Here is an 18,174-nt window from a genome sequence, read left to right as displayed (position 1 = left end):
GAGCATGGTCAATGTCGATGTCGTCATATTGAAATGCTACTCATGCCACTTCCGAAGTTGGCCCAAAGCAGTCATTCGTCGAAGCCATTTAAGGTTCCGCTTTCTCAATGACATAGTTTGATTTTCACCAGGTTAGCTCTAAGTCTACGCCGAACCCGCCAATGAAAATGCTAACATATCTCCTCTAAGGATCAGCTGCCGGCCAGCGTAGCTTCCCACGGCCGACACGCAAGGCTTCCACTAATCTGGAACCTCCCGGCACACGACCTGAGAAAAGGCTGGGTTTCGGATCGACCGCTGGCTTCTTGAAAACTGCGATTCGCTGGTAATCGGGCGAAGTAAGCCACGTCCGCCCATCCCCCTCGTCGGTGACGATCCGATAAAGGCCGGCAGGCGGGGCTGCCGCAGTATCGAGCAAACGCTTGTAATGTTCGACCGACCACTTCTGGATTCCGCCGCTGAGGGCTTCCGTTCGGAACCGTGCCCATAGCGCTGCAGTGTCGGGTGTCGGCCAATCGCCGGCATCCGTATAGGCCGTGATCTCATCGGATTCGAGCCATGCCCGCATTTCGGCGGGCGTGACGAAAACAGGCTTGGCATCCTCGATAGCCGCCATGGCCGCGCGCCGTGACGGAAGGCCGGCGCGGATCAGCATCGACATCATGAATTGCGGGACACCCGTTTCGACCGCCGCCGCCGCACCGCCCGCCACTGTCTCCGGTGACCACCCGAGGGACATGCGGCGGGTACGGACAGCTTCCAGCGCCCAGACTAGGCGATAGGTGAAAGCCTCTTCAACCGCTCGCATGTTTTGCGGTCCTATCTTGGCGACATCCTCGCCCGACACCCAACTGCGCAGGATGGCTTTCCAATTCGCCGGCAGCGCGCTCGCTTTGTCGGGAATGAAGGGCCGCATGAACAGCAGGCGTTCCCCGAGACCGCCGAGCGCATCGACAAGTTCGTCGATGTCGCCGCTCAGCGCTGCCGCGTCAGCCCGGTCGAGGAGTTCAGCCAGTTTGTCGGCCATAGCGTCGATAGTGAGGCCAGCTTCAAGCCCGACGCCCATTGCGAAATGTCCCCGTCGCGCCTGCGCCGTCGTCGTCTTCCAAATGAGATCGGCGCGTGCCTCGAACACCTTCTTGTGCAGCGGAGCGACGTCTTCGTCTTCGCGGGCGATCTGCCGAGCCCAGAGCGATCCCTTGAGCGCCTCGTCCAAAAGCTTCGGCAGGTCAGCACGATCGGAATCGAGTGCTTCAATCAGGCCGAACACGGTCGCATCGAGGCGCTCGACGATTTGCGAAAGCGGCTCCTCGTCGATGGTCACTTCCTCGTCATCGCCGCCCTCTTCATCGTCGTCGCCATCAGCATCGTATTCCGCGCCGGCAGCGAGGCGCTCGGCGACCGCGGCTTCCTCTTCAGGTGATCTCCAGGCTTCTCGGGCATTGGCGAGATATTCCCAGGCATCATCGCGATCCAGGACACCCTCGCGCGACAGGCGCTCAAGGATCTCGGCGACGATCTGGATGAGCCCGCTTTTCAGCGTGCGGGCCTTGGCGGAGTCGACAAGCTTGCTCCACTCTTTCTTTCGCCAATCGATCTTATCGAACATGACGTGCACAATGAGGCCTTCGACGTCCACGAAGGCGCGACCGGCGCGGCCAGCGACATTCGCGAACTCCTCGCCTTTGATCTTCTCGGATGCCCGGTACAACGCTGGTACCAACAGGACGGCGGCGTTTAGATTTAGACCCTGCGACAGCGTCGGCGACGCGACGATGACTTTGAGCACGCCATCGGACAGAAGGGCTTCCAGCTCACGCAGGAACGGGCTTGGCAGCCGGCCGTGGTGGATGGCAACGCCCTGCTTTAGACAGGCGACGGCGGGATGATCCTCACCTAGCCATTCCTTGCCAACTTCCAAGGCGCGCGCGATCGACGCTTCGTCCTCCAGCAGCGACTCCAGATAGCCACGCTTGCAGAGATCCACGACCTGTTTGCCGTAGCTCTCGACCCAATTAGCCTGAGTGGAGAAGATCAGGGTCCGTTTGCCTTGGCCCGCGAACTCCCAAGCTGCGAACAAGGCGAGATGTGAATTCTTGCGGGGATATGGCTTCCTCTCTTTACCTCGCGCCGGTTTCTCCAGGACGAATTTATCGAGGAAGGGACCGTCGTCGTCGAGGTCGAGGCGGAGCAGCGCGTCCTTGCCCCGCCAAGTGAGCGCGCCGTACCTCTGCCGCGTGGGGCGCCAGTCGGACCGCACCGGCTCGCCCGGTTCGTCGGAGCGTATCCATGCTGTGAGATCGTCCAGCTCGTCGCCGCTTGGCAGAATGGCGGAGAGGCAGACGATCCTACGTTCGCCCGCGTCCGCGCGCCGAAGCAGGCGTTGCACGAGCGTCTCGTAGCGGATTTCGCGCTCGCTCGGGCCGATCATGTGGCCTTCGTCGAGGACGATTAGCCCGACATCATCGATCAGGGACGGCTCACTTCTCAGCGCGAAGTCGAGCTTCTCGGGCGTCGCGATGATAATCTCGCGGGAGCGCAGGGCGTCTTCATCGCCAGCCGAAAGGCCGCTGGCACCGTAAAGGGAGGAGACGCTGAAGCCAAGGGGCGCGAAGGTCTTTCTGAATGAACGCTCGGTCTGAGCGGACAAGGCGCGCAATGGCGTGACGATCAGCACCCGACGCGCCGACGACAGCGTCATCAGTGCCGCAATCTCCGCCACCCGCGTCTTGCCGGCGCTGGTCGGCAAGGCAACGACCAGATCGTCGGTGACGTCCGTTGAACGCTGAGCCGCTTCGCGCTGCGAGGGCCATAGTTCCACCTCGGAAGTCTTGCGCGCGTAGAGTGACGAGATGAACAGCCGGCGCAGGTCCGGGTATTTCTCCTCCGTGCCCTCCGGCGGTTCCGTCGGCAGGTTCTGGTGCAGCGAATGCTGCCATAGGTCGTCGATCAGGTGACGGCAGAGGTTCGAGATCCACCACAGCGGAACATTCTCCGCATTGTCCGCCAGGCTAACCGCGGTGGCTAGCAAGGTCCGTGCACTATCGATCGGCTCGGGCTCACCCGTCTCGAGCGCAAAGTCAAAGTACGCCAGAGCTCTGCAGATTGTGGTGTTGAGGATGGAGGACAGCACCTCATCGACGTCCGGGTCTTCGCCCCGGAGCGCCTCGGCAATCTGCTCATCGCCGTGAGCCTCATCGTCCAACCAGTCGCGAACGAAGGCGCGCAACTGGCCGAGATCGCGCAGGATCAGGTGTCGGATCGCTGTTTCGCCCGGTGAGGTATTGAGGTCGTCGTCGGTCTCGTTGAAGAGCGAATAGGCGACGGCCGAGAAGCCGGCTAGGTGGTAGGCTGCGGCGGCGATAGTGCGACGGAAGCCGCGATCAGGCGACTCCGGGTCGCCATTGCGCACCAGCGCTTCGAAGGCATTGGCGGCACGCTCGAACGCCTTGCTGGTCAGATCAGAAGCGCCAGCCTGAGCACGCAGGGCCATCGCGCCCCGAAGCAGTGCAAAGCCGTGTTCTGCAAGATCGGTTTCGATTGTCGCGCCAAGGGGCGGCGCATTCGCTGGCAGCACGCCTTCTTGGCGCATGAGGGACCATGCCGCACCGCGATAGAGAAGGCGCCCAAGGATGCCGTCGACAGTCGCTGTGGTCAGGAACGCGGTCAATTCGTCAATCGTCTCCAAGATCTTCCGCCTCCTGGTACATGGCCGCGATGAAGTCCTGGTGGTCTTCGATGTGGAGGTTCACGACGTAGTGGTCCCGGTTAGTTCCTGTGGCGTCAAGATCCTCCTTCAGCGAGGCGTGTGGGCCGTTGCCGGACACCGTAAAGAGCATGTGGTCGATGCGATCTGCGCGAAGAGATTTCAAGCCCACCTCGTCACGGAGGCTGCGGCCCAACGCGTTGTCGTCCTGATCATTGCTTTCCAGTAGGCGGTTGGCGACAAACAGCAGCGAGTCGGGCGTGCAACGGCCGCTATCGCGATTTAGTACCTTGCGCGCGCTGGTGACAGTGGCCTTGCCGAGGACCTTGTTGCTCTTGGCTTCGCCCTTCAGGAGCCAGAGCTTTTCACCGGCCTCATCGTATCCGGCGCCAATGAAATCGTCGCCGCGCATAGCCATGTTGCGGCCGTCCTTGTAACGGAGGCGGCGAACGGGGACGCGCAGGCCAATTTCTTCCTCGACTAACTCCGTGGCTAGAATCTCGCCGAGATCACCAGAGCGGCTTTTCGGCGTTTGGGGCATTTGCTCACTCAGAATCTTGGCGGCAGTTTTATATCCAAGTCGCTCCACGTCGTCAGCGATACGTTCCAGTCGGTCGTAATGCGTGCGGATGGTCTTAACGAGGTCTTTTCGAATCTCATTTCGCCCGCCCTCATTTTCGATATACACCCAGTAATGTTTTCGATCCTCTTTCAGCTTCGAGGACGTACACCATCTTTTGTATAGCATCTGGTCCATAAAAATCCACCTTAGGTTTAGATTTTTGCGGCTACTCCATTGGAAAGCGCAGCGCAATGGCGTTCAGAAAACACAACTTGATCGGCCATAACTTTGTCCGGCTTTTCGCAACGGCCGGCCGTTCGATGAAGTCTGAGCGTCTGCTCTAATATTTGGCTTGGCACCAAATCATCGAAGCGGCCCTTGATGCGATTGAAAAGGCCGACTTCCTTCCTCTCGAGCAAGAGCGCGGTATTCTCTATAGCAAAGCCGCCCGTTTCCTGCGTCTTGATGGGAACAGCCTTGCCATCCGAAAATAAACATCGCCTTTGCATCCGCTGACAAACGACCTAAAAATAAGTCCAGAAGTCCTATTTCGCCGCGAAGGTGACTTCACTTAGTCGGATCGTTTTGGCCCAAACCGGTCGTTGCAAGGCAACGAGGGAGGTCGAGAAGCGGACATCAATTAGTCCGAAACCATTTCTTTGACGGCCTTTAACCACCCAGAAATTTCATCATCTGGATCGCATTCTTTGAATCTAGTGTGTGTCATTTTGTGAAGTACTTGGGAATTCAGCATAGCTTTCGCGCGGCTTACTTTTGATCGGCATTTGTCTGCGTCGTCAGCTGGCCAAGGATTGCCAGTATTATGGTGAACGGCCTTGGCTACAATTTCCGGAACATCATCAAAATCCGCGAATGACAAAGGTAGCTCAAGTGCGTGGCCGTTGTCGGCATAAGCCTCAATTATAGCGTCACGGTGCAAATAGTTTTCGAGCTCTCTTTTCCCGGTGGACGTCGCGTAGCAGTTTTTGCGTTGGTTAACAGCGTCGACGTGTCCTTGATATTTTGCTGCTTGAGGCGGTATGTTATCTCGATCGCATAGGTGAAATTCCGGAATTTCCAGAACGGCAAGGCGCGATGCCCAAAGAGCCAAATTGCTCCCTCCCAACGGGATGAAAATTATTCTGCCTGCCAGTTCCATTGCTTCTAAATCAATCGCCTCATCGTCCGCCGCGCCATAAATTCGGCTAGCGATCTTCAAAAATTCAATATCGTGCTTTCCCTCAATTCCTATGAATGCTTTGACGGTGTGATCGGGCAGGATACCAAGAGACGAAGCAATTCGTTCGTTTATCGCCCCCCCACCGCTTGTAATTGACCTACCTTTGTCTGAACGTTCAACGAAACGCAGCGAAGTATCCGGCAAAAGTTTAGCTAAATTGGGAGTATGCGTGGTGATTATAACTTGTCTGCCCGGGACCGCGGATATCTCACGGAGGGCCGACATCAGCAGACGTTGGTTATGAGGGTGTTGGCTAGTTTCTGGCTCCTCGATTGCGTATATCAGCGACCTATGACCTGTTTCCGATGCCGCTTTCTCAGCCTTGGCCCGGAAGAAGTTCAGCAGTACCAATCGGCGAACCCCACTGCCACGCTTGTTCAAGGGTACGCCCTCGTCGCCAGTGATGCTCGTTTGGAAGAGCGACTCCCATTTTTTAGCCGTCACCACGGGTTTCAACGTCGTTGCTAGCGTCGCGTCCATCTCACTAATTTTTTCAACGGTCGCGTCAGCAATTTTTTGAACTTCTGCAATCACATGATCCTGAATGGCAGACAACTGCCCCTCTAAAGATTGCAGGGCGTCTCGAATGGCTGTGCGAAGTGGGTCTTGCGCTTCCGAATCCTGATCAGAGCTCTCCCGGTCAGACTTAAACAGAGCAAAACTAGGAAGATAATTGCTTAACTTTCCCCATATTTCCTTGCCATCTTCCTTATCTAGACTGACAAAACTATCCGTAAGTTCTAGGTCGTTGAAGCTCTTCCATATCGCCTTTCTGATGGGAGCATTGGCCCCTTTGTTCACAGCGGCTAGATCGACGCCGAGTGATTGCGCAACCTTCAGTAAGTCTGCCTTCTTCAGTAGATGGAACCCTGTAGCCCCTTCAGCTGTAGGATGTAATGCCAGCGCTTCAACTGAGCTGACTTTGGGCGTTCCCCCCGAGCAATCGTAGGTCTTACGAATTTCTAAGTTCCCCAGACGATTTAGCAAAAATTCCTCCGCCAGATTCGTCTCAAAGTCCGCATCAATTATGATCCTAGAGGGGACAGCGGAAAACTCACATGTCAGTTTGACGCTCTTGGTGACCCCATGAACACAAGCATCTTCCTTCTCCATCTTTGCCATTTCGAAGAATATGGCGAGAGCGTCCATTATCGTCGACTTGCCGACATCATTGCGGCCAACAATTCCTGTGAATTCATCGAACGAAATCGTCACCGGTTCTTTGTAACAGCGGTAATTTTCAATCGTAAGGCTACTTAATTGCATTTAATCCCCCTCAAGCGTTTTTTTGAATTAGATTAATTTTGCGGCACGCGCAATCTCCGCAAGTGGAAGTTGTCCAATCATGGAAACCTATTTGTGCTTGCCTGCCTCGATTAGAAGGTTCAGTTCCGCTAAAGGGAGACAGATCGCAAACCGTAACTTGGGTGCTTTACTTCCGCCTTGGGCGCGTACGGACCCTCCGAGAACTTTCATCCACGATTAGGGCTCTTCCTATGTCACCCGTCTCGGTTGAGTTAATCGTCAGGTCTCCAATCCCGCAAAATCAGTCTATTGCCGCCGAGTTGTGAAAATGCGCGCTGGCGACATGAGAAGACTATGATTTGCTGATCCCGGGCCTGTCGGTGTAAGGCATCGAACATCTTCTCTATGCGATCGTCATCTGAATAGACGAGGGCGTCGTCGAGTATCAAAGGTGCGGGGCGTCCTTGCTTCGCTAACAGCCGAGCGAAGGCGAGGCGCGTTAATATGGTCAGTTGTTCACGCATCCCCCCACTAAGCACCGGGATGGGTTCTTCCAGCCCGTTCCGACGTAAAACGCTTGGCATCAGGGTTTCGTCGTCGAAGACTACATTCGCATCATCGAACAACAACCCGAGCAGGGGACGCAATTCGCCGAGAACAGGCTCAAAATATTGCTCCCGGGCATTGGTTCGAGCAGCGTTTAGTGCGCCCCTCAGCCGGTCGAGTACTGCCACCTGATGCGTATAGCGGGCGACTTGGGCGTCGGCCTCTCGCAGTTTTTCGAGGGTTTCTTGAAGGTTTTCCTCCACCGCGTGTTCGGATTGGGCACCGATACGGCCGGTCAGCTCCGCTAGCGTCTGTGCGAGTCCGGCTTTTTCGGCTTCAACGCCGTCGATCACCGAACGAGTACGAGAAAGACTTGCTTCGACGGCTTCCAGATCAAGCGCCTCGCTCTCAAGTGCTTGCACGCGCGCGTCCGCGATCTGCCAGTCGCCCTGATCAATCTCGGCCTGTGTCGAAAGTCGCCTGACGGTCTCGTCGCGTTCGGATGCCTCGCCCAACTGGGTATTCAGCGCTTCCATCTCCGCTGTCAGCGCCGCGCCCTCGGTTTCGGCCGCGATAACGGCCTGGTGTGCCAGATCCTGTCGGGGTCTAAGTTCGCTGACACTTCGGCGCGCCTCCGCGACTTTGCGGGCCGCGGCACCAAGCGCCTCACGCACCTGATCCAGGCTTACCACCGCTTCTGTCTCGGCTTGCGCAAGGGCGTCTGATATCGGGGTTTCCGGAGCGAAACTCTCTTTACCTTCTGCTTCCAACGTAGCAATCCGCTCGCGCAGCACCTCTAACCCTTGAGGCGCGAGTACTGCCAAGCGCTGTGTCAGTAGCGTCACATCATCAGACTGTTCGCGCGCCTGCCTTTGCCGGTGCCGGGCCGCCGCGAGGCTGTCTACGCCCAGACGGTCGAGACAGGAATTACGTGCGCTCAGCGCCGCAGCCATCAGATCCGCCAGCGTCCCGGCCTCACCATCCGCAATGCCGGGTCTCACCGTCAGAACGCCGAGGCCGGGTAAGGTCAGGCGCGTCTGACCGGTCAACGGTACCTCTTGACCTGGAGCCAGAAGAAGTCCGTCGCCATCCACGCGTGGCACATCGTCTGTGACGTAATCCATGCGCAAGTGCGTGGCACGAATCGATTCCGCCGCCTTTAACCGGGCGATCTCCGCCTCTGCAGCCTCCAACTCGTCGATCGTTTCTGCCGGCAGGCTGAGGACCCTGACGGCTGCTTCACCAGCCTCAATCGACTGCCGTAGCGCGTCCGCTTCGGTTAAGGTTTGATGAAGCGCCGCAAGCTTTTCCGAGGCTTCCTTCGCGCGCAGGGCGCGATCAAGCCGTTCGAGAAGAGCGCGCGCCTGAGCCTCTTCGGCTTCGGCTTCCTCCATGGCCTGCACGGCGGATTCGAGTACGTTTTGGCTGGTGACCAAATGGTCGCGCGCGTTCCGGCGTCTGGCGTCCTGCTCGGCGGCGGCGACTGTGAGTTTTGCATGGCGCTCGACGGCCTGTGCGTACGTCGTCAGTGCTGCCGACGAGGCCTCTTTCAGGCTGCGTTTCAATGCCGCTTCCGCGCGCGCAGTCCCCAACTTCTCCGCGTGCAAGCGCGCCTTCACAGCGCGCGCTTCGGCCCGTGTCACCGCCTCTTGACGTGCGGCGTGATCTTCGGGGTTGTTCAGTTCGCTAAGCCGCGACCTGACTCGTCGTCGCTGGTCGAGCGCTTCGTGTAACGCGTCAACCTCGCTCTGAAGAGCCTCTGCTTGGGCTGCCAACCTGTCTCGGGTATCCAAGGCGGCCGCATAGGGGCCGCCGGCCTTTGGGCGTCCCTGGGCGGTCACAAGCTGAGCGCGTTCCTGCTCACAGGCTTCTGCCACGGCCCGCATGCGCCGGCCGCCCGTTACGCTCTCAACTTCACCCTGAACGGAGGTCAGGACGGTTTCACGAGCCCGCTTTTCACCGTCATCTTCCGCCTTCGTGCGACGTTCGAGGCCTGTATTCCCTTGGCGCACCCATAATAATCCGGCTGGCCCAGCCTGACCACCGCGCACGAGTTCACCTATGAAGTGCTCGGCTTCGTCGGCCTGAGCCACCAGACGCCCTGTGGCCAGATCACTCACTTGGGCCCGTCGCCCCCCATAATACTGCTTACGAAGGCGGAAACGTCCGGCCTCGGTTTCGATATCGGCCTCAACCAGCGGATTGCCGCCGCTATAGGGACGCAGCGACTGGACGGCTTGCGGGATACCGGAATAAGGCGAGAAAAATAAGGCGTGCAGGGCGTCGAAACAGGTCGACTTCCCGAACTCGTTCACTTCGCATAGGACGTTCACGCCCTTACCGATATTCTCGATGGCGATGCCACGCCCACCGAAGCGTTTGACATTATGCAGTCTGAGGGCAGTTAGCTTCATGCTTGTATGGCCTCGCAATATGTAAACAGACGTACGAGAGCGTCACGCGCTACAGTGCGCGAGGGGGCATCCAGTGTGGGGTTTTGGGTTTCGGCGAGTAAGGTCTCAGCGGCCTCTCTGAGAGCGCCTGCGTGGTCGATCAGCTCGAGATCTGTCGTGTCGCAATCTGTCGTCAGTTGGTCTTCGTCGAGGGCGACATGGGCGAATTCCGGCTCCACCGCCGCTACGGCGAGGGTCAGTGCCGTCCGGCCAGGCAGGGTAGTCCGGCCGGAGGCCGCTACGCGCAGAAGAACCTGGCGGCGCAGTGAGCCGGGTGGCAATCGAGTGTCCAGCCTTTCGGCCGGATCGTCGCCTGAAAATAGCTCCAAAGCTAGCGTTCGCCATTCAAACACGCCCGTATCGACAGTGGTTACTTCCGGCGCGGCGCCCCTCCCGGGGATAGAGACGATGAGGGCCTGACCAGGTCGGTTGTGCTTAAAGCGATCCGGTTCAGGCGTGCCGCTGTACCATGTCTTCGCGTTAATTTCTTTGAGCCCGTGCCAGTCGCCAAGGGCCAGATAGTCCAGATCCGCCAAACTCGCCCGGTTGGGTGCGATTACGTCGGTGCCGATGCCGTCTTCGGAGAAGTTCTGAATGGCGCCGTGGGCCAGTCCGATCCTTACGGCCGCGCCGGTGTCATAATTTTCCATCCACGCCGTAAGGTCGCGTCCAGGCCGACGCGCTGTGCAGGCCGCAGGCAAAACCACGGCCTGGGGTGTCAGCCACAAGGGCTCCGCATCGAGCGCCAGCAAAAGGTTTTCCGGCTTTGACCGGCGGATTTGCTCCCAAAGCTCCTCAGCGGCTAAGGAGTCGTGGTTCCCCGGAAGGATTACCCAACGCAAATCTCCGTGTCCCCCGATAGCTGCCAGGGCCTGCCGCAGTACCTGGGGACTGGGGGTTTCTGTATCAAAAGTGTCCCCGGCCAGAAGCACGATGTCAGTATTGTGAGCGCGGGCCTGAGCCGCAAGCCGATCTATTACTGTGTGCCGAGCTTCGCGCAGGCGTCCGCGCAGATCTTCTGGTAGATTGCCGAAGCGTTTGCCGATATGCAGGTCGGACGTATGGAGGAAGCGCACAGTCATGAATTCCCTCCGATCGTACGAGCGTGGGCAAGCGCTTCATCCAGTCTGGCGCGAGAGGAAGCGGTCAGGCGCTCGACCCCGAGGAGGCGGGCCAGTTCAAGTGCCGGATCACGGGTTAGAAACAGGTCAGGATTGTCGAGAACGATAGACGCCAACTCGGGCAGAGCTATATCCGCAGGGGGGCGACGAAGTTCCGGATTGACAGCCGCGCGATAGGTGATGACGTCGTGCACCGTCCCTTTACGCCAGATAAATTCACCGCTGGACTCGGTCACCCGTTCGACGTCGCGCATGTAAAGGTCAATGCGTTCGCGAATTTTGGGCCCTGTTCGCAGCCAGCCGTGTGCCCGTGCAATCCGTTGTGCGAGAATGTCGGCCCGTACGGGCGCTTCAAGAGCAATAATACGGTCGATCATAGCTTTGAGGGTGTGGCGGTAGTCGAAATCGTGGAACCGGTCTGGGTCTGGGCCGAGATCCGAAAGATCACTAATCTGATAGAGAACCGCGACTTCGACGCCATTGCTTACGTTGCCCCCCAAATCGGCGGCTGTCGTGCCAGCACTTAGAGCCGGGCTAATGACTTCATCGCTTTCGATAATGGGCATACCCTCAGTAGGGTTGAGAACGAGTTCAGGAGCCGGGTCAGTAACAATACTCGCTTGGCCTTCGACGTCGTGGCCCATATCCCAGCGCTCAGTTTTCGAGACCGCGTCAGAAGGAGTCCGGGTGCGACTGTCTTCCAGAGCAGCGGAAAGGGCATCATGTAACCGTTCGGCGGCGCCTTTTGCGTCAAACCACCAGTCAGTAGACCAGACACGCAGAATGACCCAGCCCAGGCCAGTCAGCACCTGCTCGCGAACCTTGTCACGGTCGCGCGCTGTAGCGGCCCGATGATAGGTCGCCCCGTCGCACTCCACACCCGCGAGGTAAGCGCCAGGCCTGTCCGGATGGCGGATGCCGATATCGATACGAAAGCCTGAGACGCCAACCTGAGGGATGGTCTGCCAACCCCTTGCTTCGAGTGCCTCAATCACGGCGGCCTCAAAGGGGGACTCAATGCCACCGACGGAGTCGAGTGCCTGGCTGGGAAGCGCGGCAGCGCCACGCTCCGCAAAATCGAGGAAGGCTTTCAAATGGTGAACGCCGACGGCCTTCGTGCGTGAGGTATCAACTTGATCGGCAGTGAAGCCAGAGAAGACGATCAATTCCTGACGGGCCCGCGTTACGGCGACATTTAGTCGGCGCTCACCGCCATCACGATTGAGCGCCCCGAAATCCATGTAAGTCTTGCCCGCAGCGTCTTTCCAGAAGGTTATGGAAAAGAGGATCACATCGCGCTCGTCGCCCTGAACGTTTTCTAGGTTCTTGACTATCGTGGCCTCAGTCCGGTCTTCGGCAAAAAACCATTCGAGCGCTGGCTGTCTGCGACGGGCCTCATCCAGGAGGTCCATGATCAGACCTTGCTGCTGACTATTGAAGGTGATGATGCCGAGAGTAGGTCGCGCTGTCTCCGGCAAGGCAAGCCACTCAGTCATACGACGGACCGCCTCATCCGCGACGGCGCGCGCTTCGATCGGATTGGTGCGGCTTTTGCCTTTATCGTAGACGCCGTTTTTGACGGTCCGCAACTGAACTGCACGGTCTTCGACGTCAGGCGAGGGGAAGGTGATCAAGCGGTTCTGGTAATAGTGATGATTGGAGAAGGCAATAAGCGACTCGTTGCGGCTGCGGTAGTGCCAACGCAGATCCCTCATTGGAATACCGGATGCCTTAGCTTCGTCCAGTATGCTCTCCATATCAACTTCGTGGTCGGGCGTCTCGTCATCGCCCTCATCTTCATTTCGACCGAAGAAATTGGTGGGAGGCAGTTGTTTTGGGTCGCCCACAATGATGGTCTGGCGACCGCGGGCGATAGCGCCTACCGCGTCCCAAGTGGTGATCTGCGAGGCTTCGTCGAAAATTACGACGTCGAAAAGGGCCTTGTCAGGTGGAAGATACTGGGCAATCGACAGGGGAGACATGAGCATGCACGGAGCGAGCTTCGAAAACGCAGTTGGCAAGGCCCCGATCATTTCGCGAATTGTGCGGCTTGGCTTTTGAAGTTCCATCTGGTGGCGCAGGAGCCCGAGTTCGGATTTACGGGGGACGCTTTGTACCTCCGGCAGGTCGTGCGAAACCGCTGCGATAACCCGGGCGGTTGCCGCCTTACGGACAAGATCATCAAGGTGCCGGAAATCTTCAATGGCATGTTCATGTTGGAACCGGCGAAATTCGCGCAAGATGGGATCCGCGTCCAATGCCAGCGGTAACCACCAGCGCGCATAGGCGAGATGGAACGCCGCTTCCGTGTCTGCCGGTGCTATCATGCCCGCTTCAAGATCATGGATCAGAGGCGAAAGTCCGCGAACTTCGGCACGGTTACGCAAGGCGCACCAAGCCGTCCAGTCGCGGATAAGATGCCGTGCCGACAAAAGTCCGTCCATAGCTTCCACTATCCCTGTCAAAGCCGGTTGGACGACCTCAGACGCCTTATCAGCGAAGACCAGATCGCGCTCGGCCTGACGGTTGAACTGGCGTAACGCCTCGGTAAAGCGGGCGTGGGCCCGCGCGAAGGCGTTAGCCCGCTCGAACAAAGAAGCGTCACGGTCCGCGTGACTCAGAAGGGGCTGAAGGTGCGCAATGATGGCTTTGCCCTCGTCGAGCGGTCGATTCAGGCGGCGAATGGCATCACGCATTTGTTCAGCTACTGACAGCCGGCGATCGAGTTCGGTGACATTGGTGTCGAGGCCAGCATAGGGCACATTGCGTTCAGCAAGGGCATTCGCGAGTATGGCGTCTAAGCGGACCTGTAGACGGCCAAGTCTAGGCAGATCGTCACCGGGGCGGGGCACGCCACCTGACGCGTACATTTGCAACTGCTTTCGTACAGCACCTTGCTTGAACACACTCAGCGGCCAGATGGCCGAAACAGCCTGACGCCATGACGCGTCGAGAGAAGTGACTGGAATTTGAGCAAGACCATCGCGAGGGTAGGCAACGGAGAGTTCGGCCTCAGTTGCCAGGAATTCGCGCAGGTCACTGTCAAGTTTTGAAAGGGCCGGTCGGAGGGCCGAAAATTCAACGTCAAACATGACGCTGAGGTCCGTTCCGGCATGTTCAACGAGCAGGTTGGCGAGGTGGCCCAGTCGTTCCAAATCCTGCAGGGTTGCGTTACCCATTGCGAGACCGAGAGCGGCGGTGAACGGCTCTGTTAGACAGTGAAGGGTGTCAGCGGTCTCTCGCAGGGCCTGAACCTGATCGATCAGAGTGTCTTGCCACGATGACGACCACTCCACCGCATTCAGGTGCTGCAAACCGGGGCGACGTTCCATGGCTTGCCAGACACGGCCGAGTTCCGCCGCGATCTCGGCAAGGCCCTCACGTTCTGCCTTGTTGTGACTATCCTTTCCCCCCCACTGCAGCTTGGGTGCGTGCCGGGTTGAGTTTTTGAGTGCTATTCCCATAGCTTGGAATGCCGTCAGTCCATTCCCTGCGGGTTGATGCAGGGCTTTTACATAGGCGTTCAACTGGTCCCGACGTACGCGCAGTTTGTCATTAATCTCAACCCAGTTTCCGAGACCTTGTCGCTGGCTTTCCCAGGATACGCGCAACTGAGTGAGGAAGCGGCGACGATCTGCCTTATTGGAGTGCAACTCCAGGCAATGGTCGCCCAGCCCATGCTCGCGTAGACGCCGGTAGACCACATCAAGTGCAGCTGTCTTCTCAGCCACAAAAAGCACTGTCTTTCCGCCTGCCAGACAGTTGGCGATCATATTCGCGATTGTCTGGCTCTTGCCGGTGCCGGGAGGGCCCACAATTACAAAATCACGCCCGTCGGCTGCCGCTAGACTTGCCGCAATCTGCGAAGAGTCCGCAGGAAGAAGGGCAATTATATCGGCAGGCGCGCAGTGATCGAGCTCACGCTCTTCACGGAAGGTGCCGCCAGTGTCGAACGGTTGGTCAGGCGTGTCGATTAGATGACGTACGACGCGGTTCCCTCGCAAGGCGTCGGTGCGATCTGTTAAATCCTTCCACATCAGATACTTAGCGAAGGAAAAGGTCGACAGAGCCGTTTCATCGATTACTTCCATGCCTGGAACGTCGCGAATGGCCTGACGCATCAGACCCAAGATTCTGGGCACGTCGATGCCGGACTCGTCTTGGGGTAGCTCTCCGGCAAACTGCGGGAGTTTGAGATCGAAATCGCGTTCCAGAAACTGCAAGAGAGTTGCGTTGAAGCGCGGCTCGTCTTCATGGTAGGCGAGGGTAAAACGGGATGAGGCGCTCTTTCGTTCTAATTTAACGGGCACAAGCAGCAAAGGTGCCCGGTAGGTGCGGGCATCCGTCGCGCTCTTTTTCCAACGCAGGAAGCCCACAGCCAGGAACAGGGTATTCGTTCCGCTTTCGGCAAGGTCACTGCGAGCTTGACGGTGGAGCTCGATCAGACGGGCCTCGAGGCCTTTAGCGTCCAGAGGGGATGGCAGTTCATCACGCTCCAGCGCCTGAGTTGCAAACTCCCGATGAATATCGCGCCCGCGGACCTCACGGTAAAGGGTTTCATCACGCTCCCCCATCGGGTTTTGTTGGGGTAAAGAAATCAAATGGATGGAATGGCCTGCGGCGAGGCGATCTTCGAGAAAAGACACATCCGTGCATAGGAACGGGATAGTCTTGCGCGAATCCGGAAAATTGAGCAGGCGGTTTCGTAGGGTTAGATCGAGTAGCTTTTTCTGCCAACGATCAATGCGACCGTTCGCCGTTGTCGGTTTGATATCTTCCCATTCTTTCGGTAGATCCCCGGCTAGGGGCACCTGAGGGAAAGTGGTCGAGGAAACGATCTCGTTCGTGAGCTCTTTGACTTCCAGCGCCTCATGAGACGCTAAGGGTGTAATGCCCCCGCTGCGCGCCCGGCGAATATCAAGCGCGGCGACAAAGCCCGACGTGTCGACATCAGCCATGCGACGGGCGAGGCTTTCGGTGGCCTGTGCTAGACCCATGGCCGGACGATGCGTGACGCCGGTAGTCTCAAAGACCAATAACTCTTTGGATGCAATGGCCTTGCGGATATCCATGTCATCGAATTCAATTGTATTGCTTAGGGTTCTCTTGGTCAGCCAGACCCCGACAGCGGCGTGGCCCGAAAAGAGAAGAATCACCGGATGAAGCCCTGCGCCCTCCATCGCGGCGGCCAACAGAACTGTTGTGTCAAGGCAGGTAGCCAGGCCATGTGCAATTTGTACGGATGGGCGGCGAATTTTTTGTCCGACACTCTCGAAGCTAGCGGGGGGCTCCGCGTAGTGCAGACCCAAGTCGCAAACGGCCGTGTAGATCGACGCGGTGAGCAAGAACGCGCGCTCTGGAGATCCTGACTGGTACCCGTCGAGCCCGGAAGGGTGGCCGTTATTGGCCAGTTGATCGGCGGCGGCCTTAAGCACCCGGGTAACGCCCGGATCATTCGGCATGACAAAGGCAGGTAGGAGTTGAGCCATATCCGAGGATCCACCCCACTCATCGCGGGCGAGCAGGCGAATGGGCAACTCCTGCGTTTCCAATACCTCGGTATCTGTCCGAAGGACGAGGTGTATCGTGCCCCGCTCGGCTTCATTAAGGCCGGCCAGATAGTTGGCGTCCAGGGTGAGTCTACGGTCGGAGAGGGGCAGCGTTTGACCGACGCCTAAGTGATCAATCCGCCAACTTTTCGAGCGTATAAAGCCGGGCTGCGAGACAAGTTCAAGCTCGAGGTCGCTGAGATCAATCTCGCGTTGGTTGACGATGGCTATTGATCGGAGCGCTGGAATGGCGTTCTGGAACGACGCGTACGTCAGCGATGGGGCGAAGTCGTGGGTGATCCAGCGCGAGTCGACGGTTTGAACTTCCGGCGTTTCATAGGTTGTTGACATATTGCGCCTCCCCGCTACCAATGGTTTGTTTTTATGCAAAACTTACAACCGTGAGGCAAGGGTCAAATCTAGCGAAGAAATTGACCACGCATTAGATCCTCGCACTTCGAAGTGGGAAAAGGCGAAAAGGGGAAAAGCTGGGGATGGTTACATACCGACAGGCTAGCCGGGGCGTGATGCGGACGATGCGTGCAATTGACCGTGGCGCGAAACGTGCTCAGCGGCAAAGACTCGCTCACGAAAAAGCGGCGCAAAAGCTGGAAATGCTTGAGGCAGCGGCGGACGCCGTGGCTGAATACGAAGAAATGATTGAGGCGCTGACAGGCAGTCACCGCGTGAGCTTTTCGCGCATCGATTGGGCCACAAGGGCATGCGCACCGCAAAAATCCATCCCTGGGCGGGTCGACGTCAACGAAAATGTCGCCCGGGAAGCTTTGAGGTCGTACCGACCCGGCTGGTTTGCCAAGACATTTGGGTTGGAGAGCGGGCAACGTCAAAAGCTTGAGCGGGCAATTGAAACCGCGATAGCATCCGACGACCAGGCGTTAGCCGATAGCATAGCCAAGGTGAAGGCCTACAATGATGATATTGCTTTTGCTAAGCGTGTTATCGCTCTGCAGCCTGACGCCGTGACAACTGCCCTGAACCGGTTTTCGGCTCTGGATGATCTTCCCTTTTGTATCGAGGGTCTCGATCTGTTTCACCACGAGGACGGGCGGATCGTGGCACTCGCAGACGGGCTTGAACTTGAAGATATGCCGACCCAGTCCATTACGCTGCTACAGTCGGGCAAGGCGTCTATCAAGGCAATACCTAAAGGGAGAATACAGGAGATATATCGGGAAAATATCTGTTCGAGCGGTTTACGGGTCGCAATAGAGTTTCTCCAGGTCGTCCCCGTCGATGCAGTGGAGGTTGTTGTTCATGGTGATCTGCTCGATCCTTCGACGGGGCATATCGAGTCGCAACCGCTATTGCACGTGAAGGTAAGTGTGCAGGCTCTTGACCAAGTTAACTTGAAGTGGACCGAGGCAACTGCAGTAATAGAGCGACTGGGAGGGCATATGAATTGGAGCAAAAAGGATGGCTTTAAACCTCTATCCGTTGAGCAATTCAATCCTGAAGGTATGATTTAGGTAGGATTGCGCGGCCTCAAAGAATCTTGGGTGGCTTCAATTTTTCAACCGAAAAAAAGGGAAGGGCGCCTTGGAAAGTTGCACTGAGTCACTCAAAATTTTTAGTGGCATGCTTAGTCTCTGACTAGCCGCGCTTTGGTGCCACTGCGTGGCTATTCTAACTTCCTTTTCTAACGGCTGCGTGCTCATTCGAGCACGTCAAGAAAAGGAGAAAATGTGTTTGGGGGTGTGGAGACGGATTTGTGACAGGACGCCATCGCCTGAC

The 18,174-nt window shown here is 57.7% G+C and carries 7 protein-coding genes; 1 reads left to right on the top strand and 6 read right to left on the bottom strand.

Going from position 1 to position 18,174, the window contains the following annotated elements; translation table 11 throughout:
* Window positions 1-184: 184 nt before the first annotated feature.
* The 6 genes from Q0072_RS02965 to Q0072_RS02940 all read right to left on the bottom strand — a co-directional run bounded on the left by Q0072_RS02965 (window position 185) and on the right by Q0072_RS02940 (window position 16,773).
* The gene (locus tag Q0072_RS02965) at window positions 185-3,688 is read right to left on the bottom strand and encodes a DEAD/DEAH box helicase (protein WP_298325509.1); all 3,504 of its coding nucleotides are present in this window, start codon (window positions 3,686-3,688) and stop codon (window positions 185-187) included.
* Window positions 3,675-4,463 (bottom strand): DUF1837 domain-containing protein, encoded by a 789-nt coding sequence (locus Q0072_RS02960; protein ID WP_298325506.1) that lies wholly within the window; start codon window positions 4,461-4,463, stop codon window positions 3,675-3,677. Before Q0072_RS02960 ends, Q0072_RS02965 begins: the two co-directional genes overlap by 14 nt.
* Before the next feature lie 445 nt (window positions 4,464-4,908).
* Entirely contained in the window at window positions 4,909-6,774 is a 1,866-nt protein-coding gene (locus Q0072_RS02955; protein ID WP_298325504.1) for an ATP-binding protein, read from the bottom strand.
* Between the two features lie 251 nt (window positions 6,775-7,025).
* Window positions 7,026-9,713 carry a hypothetical protein gene (locus Q0072_RS02950; RefSeq protein WP_298325502.1) on the bottom strand — a complete coding sequence of 896 codons (2,688 nt, stop codon included), beginning with the start codon at window positions 9,711-9,713 and terminating at the stop codon, window positions 7,026-7,028.
* Window positions 9,710-10,834, bottom strand: a complete 1,125-nt coding sequence (locus Q0072_RS02945) for a DNA repair exonuclease (protein ID WP_298325500.1) — start codon at window positions 10,832-10,834, stop codon at window positions 9,710-9,712. Before Q0072_RS02945 ends, Q0072_RS02950 begins: the two co-directional genes overlap by 4 nt.
* A complete protein-coding gene (locus Q0072_RS02940; RefSeq protein ID WP_298325498.1) occupies window positions 10,831-16,773 on the bottom strand; it encodes a DUF3320 domain-containing protein in 5,943 nt (1,980 codons plus the stop codon). The genes Q0072_RS02945 and Q0072_RS02940 overlap by 4 nt, the downstream gene beginning before the upstream one ends.
* Before the next feature lie 185 nt (window positions 16,774-16,958).
* On the opposite strand from Q0072_RS02940, the gene Q0072_RS02935 reads away from it, so the two are divergent.
* Entirely contained in the window at window positions 16,959-17,909 is a 951-nt protein-coding gene (locus Q0072_RS02935; RefSeq protein ID WP_298325496.1) for a hypothetical protein, read from the top strand.
* Window positions 17,910-18,174: the final 265 nt, after the last annotated feature.

Source organism: Asticcacaulis sp., from assembly GCF_027484505.1.
Lineage (GTDB): Bacteria > Pseudomonadota > Alphaproteobacteria > Caulobacterales > Caulobacteraceae > Asticcacaulis.
The sequence above is the reverse complement of the archived record's forward strand: the minus strand, read 5'-3'. Positions and strand labels throughout refer to the sequence as shown.

Excerpts from the sequence above, each read along its gene's own strand:
- Q0072_RS02940 (WP_298325498.1), bottom strand. The coding sequence starts at position 16,773 with ATGTCAACAACCTATGAAACGCCGGAAGTTCAAACCGTCGACTCGCGC.
- Q0072_RS02950 (WP_298325502.1), bottom strand. The coding sequence starts at position 9,713 with ATGAAGCTAACTGCCCTCAGACTGCATAATGTCAAACGCTTCGGTGGG.
- Q0072_RS02945 (WP_298325500.1), bottom strand. The coding sequence starts at position 10,834 with ATGACTGTGCGCTTCCTCCATACGTCCGACCTGCATATCGGCAAACGC.
- Q0072_RS02960 (WP_298325506.1), bottom strand. The coding sequence starts at position 4,463 with ATGGACCAGATGCTATACAAAAGATGGTGTACGTCCTCGAAGCTGAAA.
- Q0072_RS02935 (WP_298325496.1), top strand. The coding sequence starts at position 16,959 with ATGCGTGCAATTGACCGTGGCGCGAAACGTGCTCAGCGGCAAAGACTC.
- Q0072_RS02955 (WP_298325504.1), bottom strand. The coding sequence starts at position 6,774 with ATGCAATTAAGTAGCCTTACGATTGAAAATTACCGCTGTTACAAAGAA.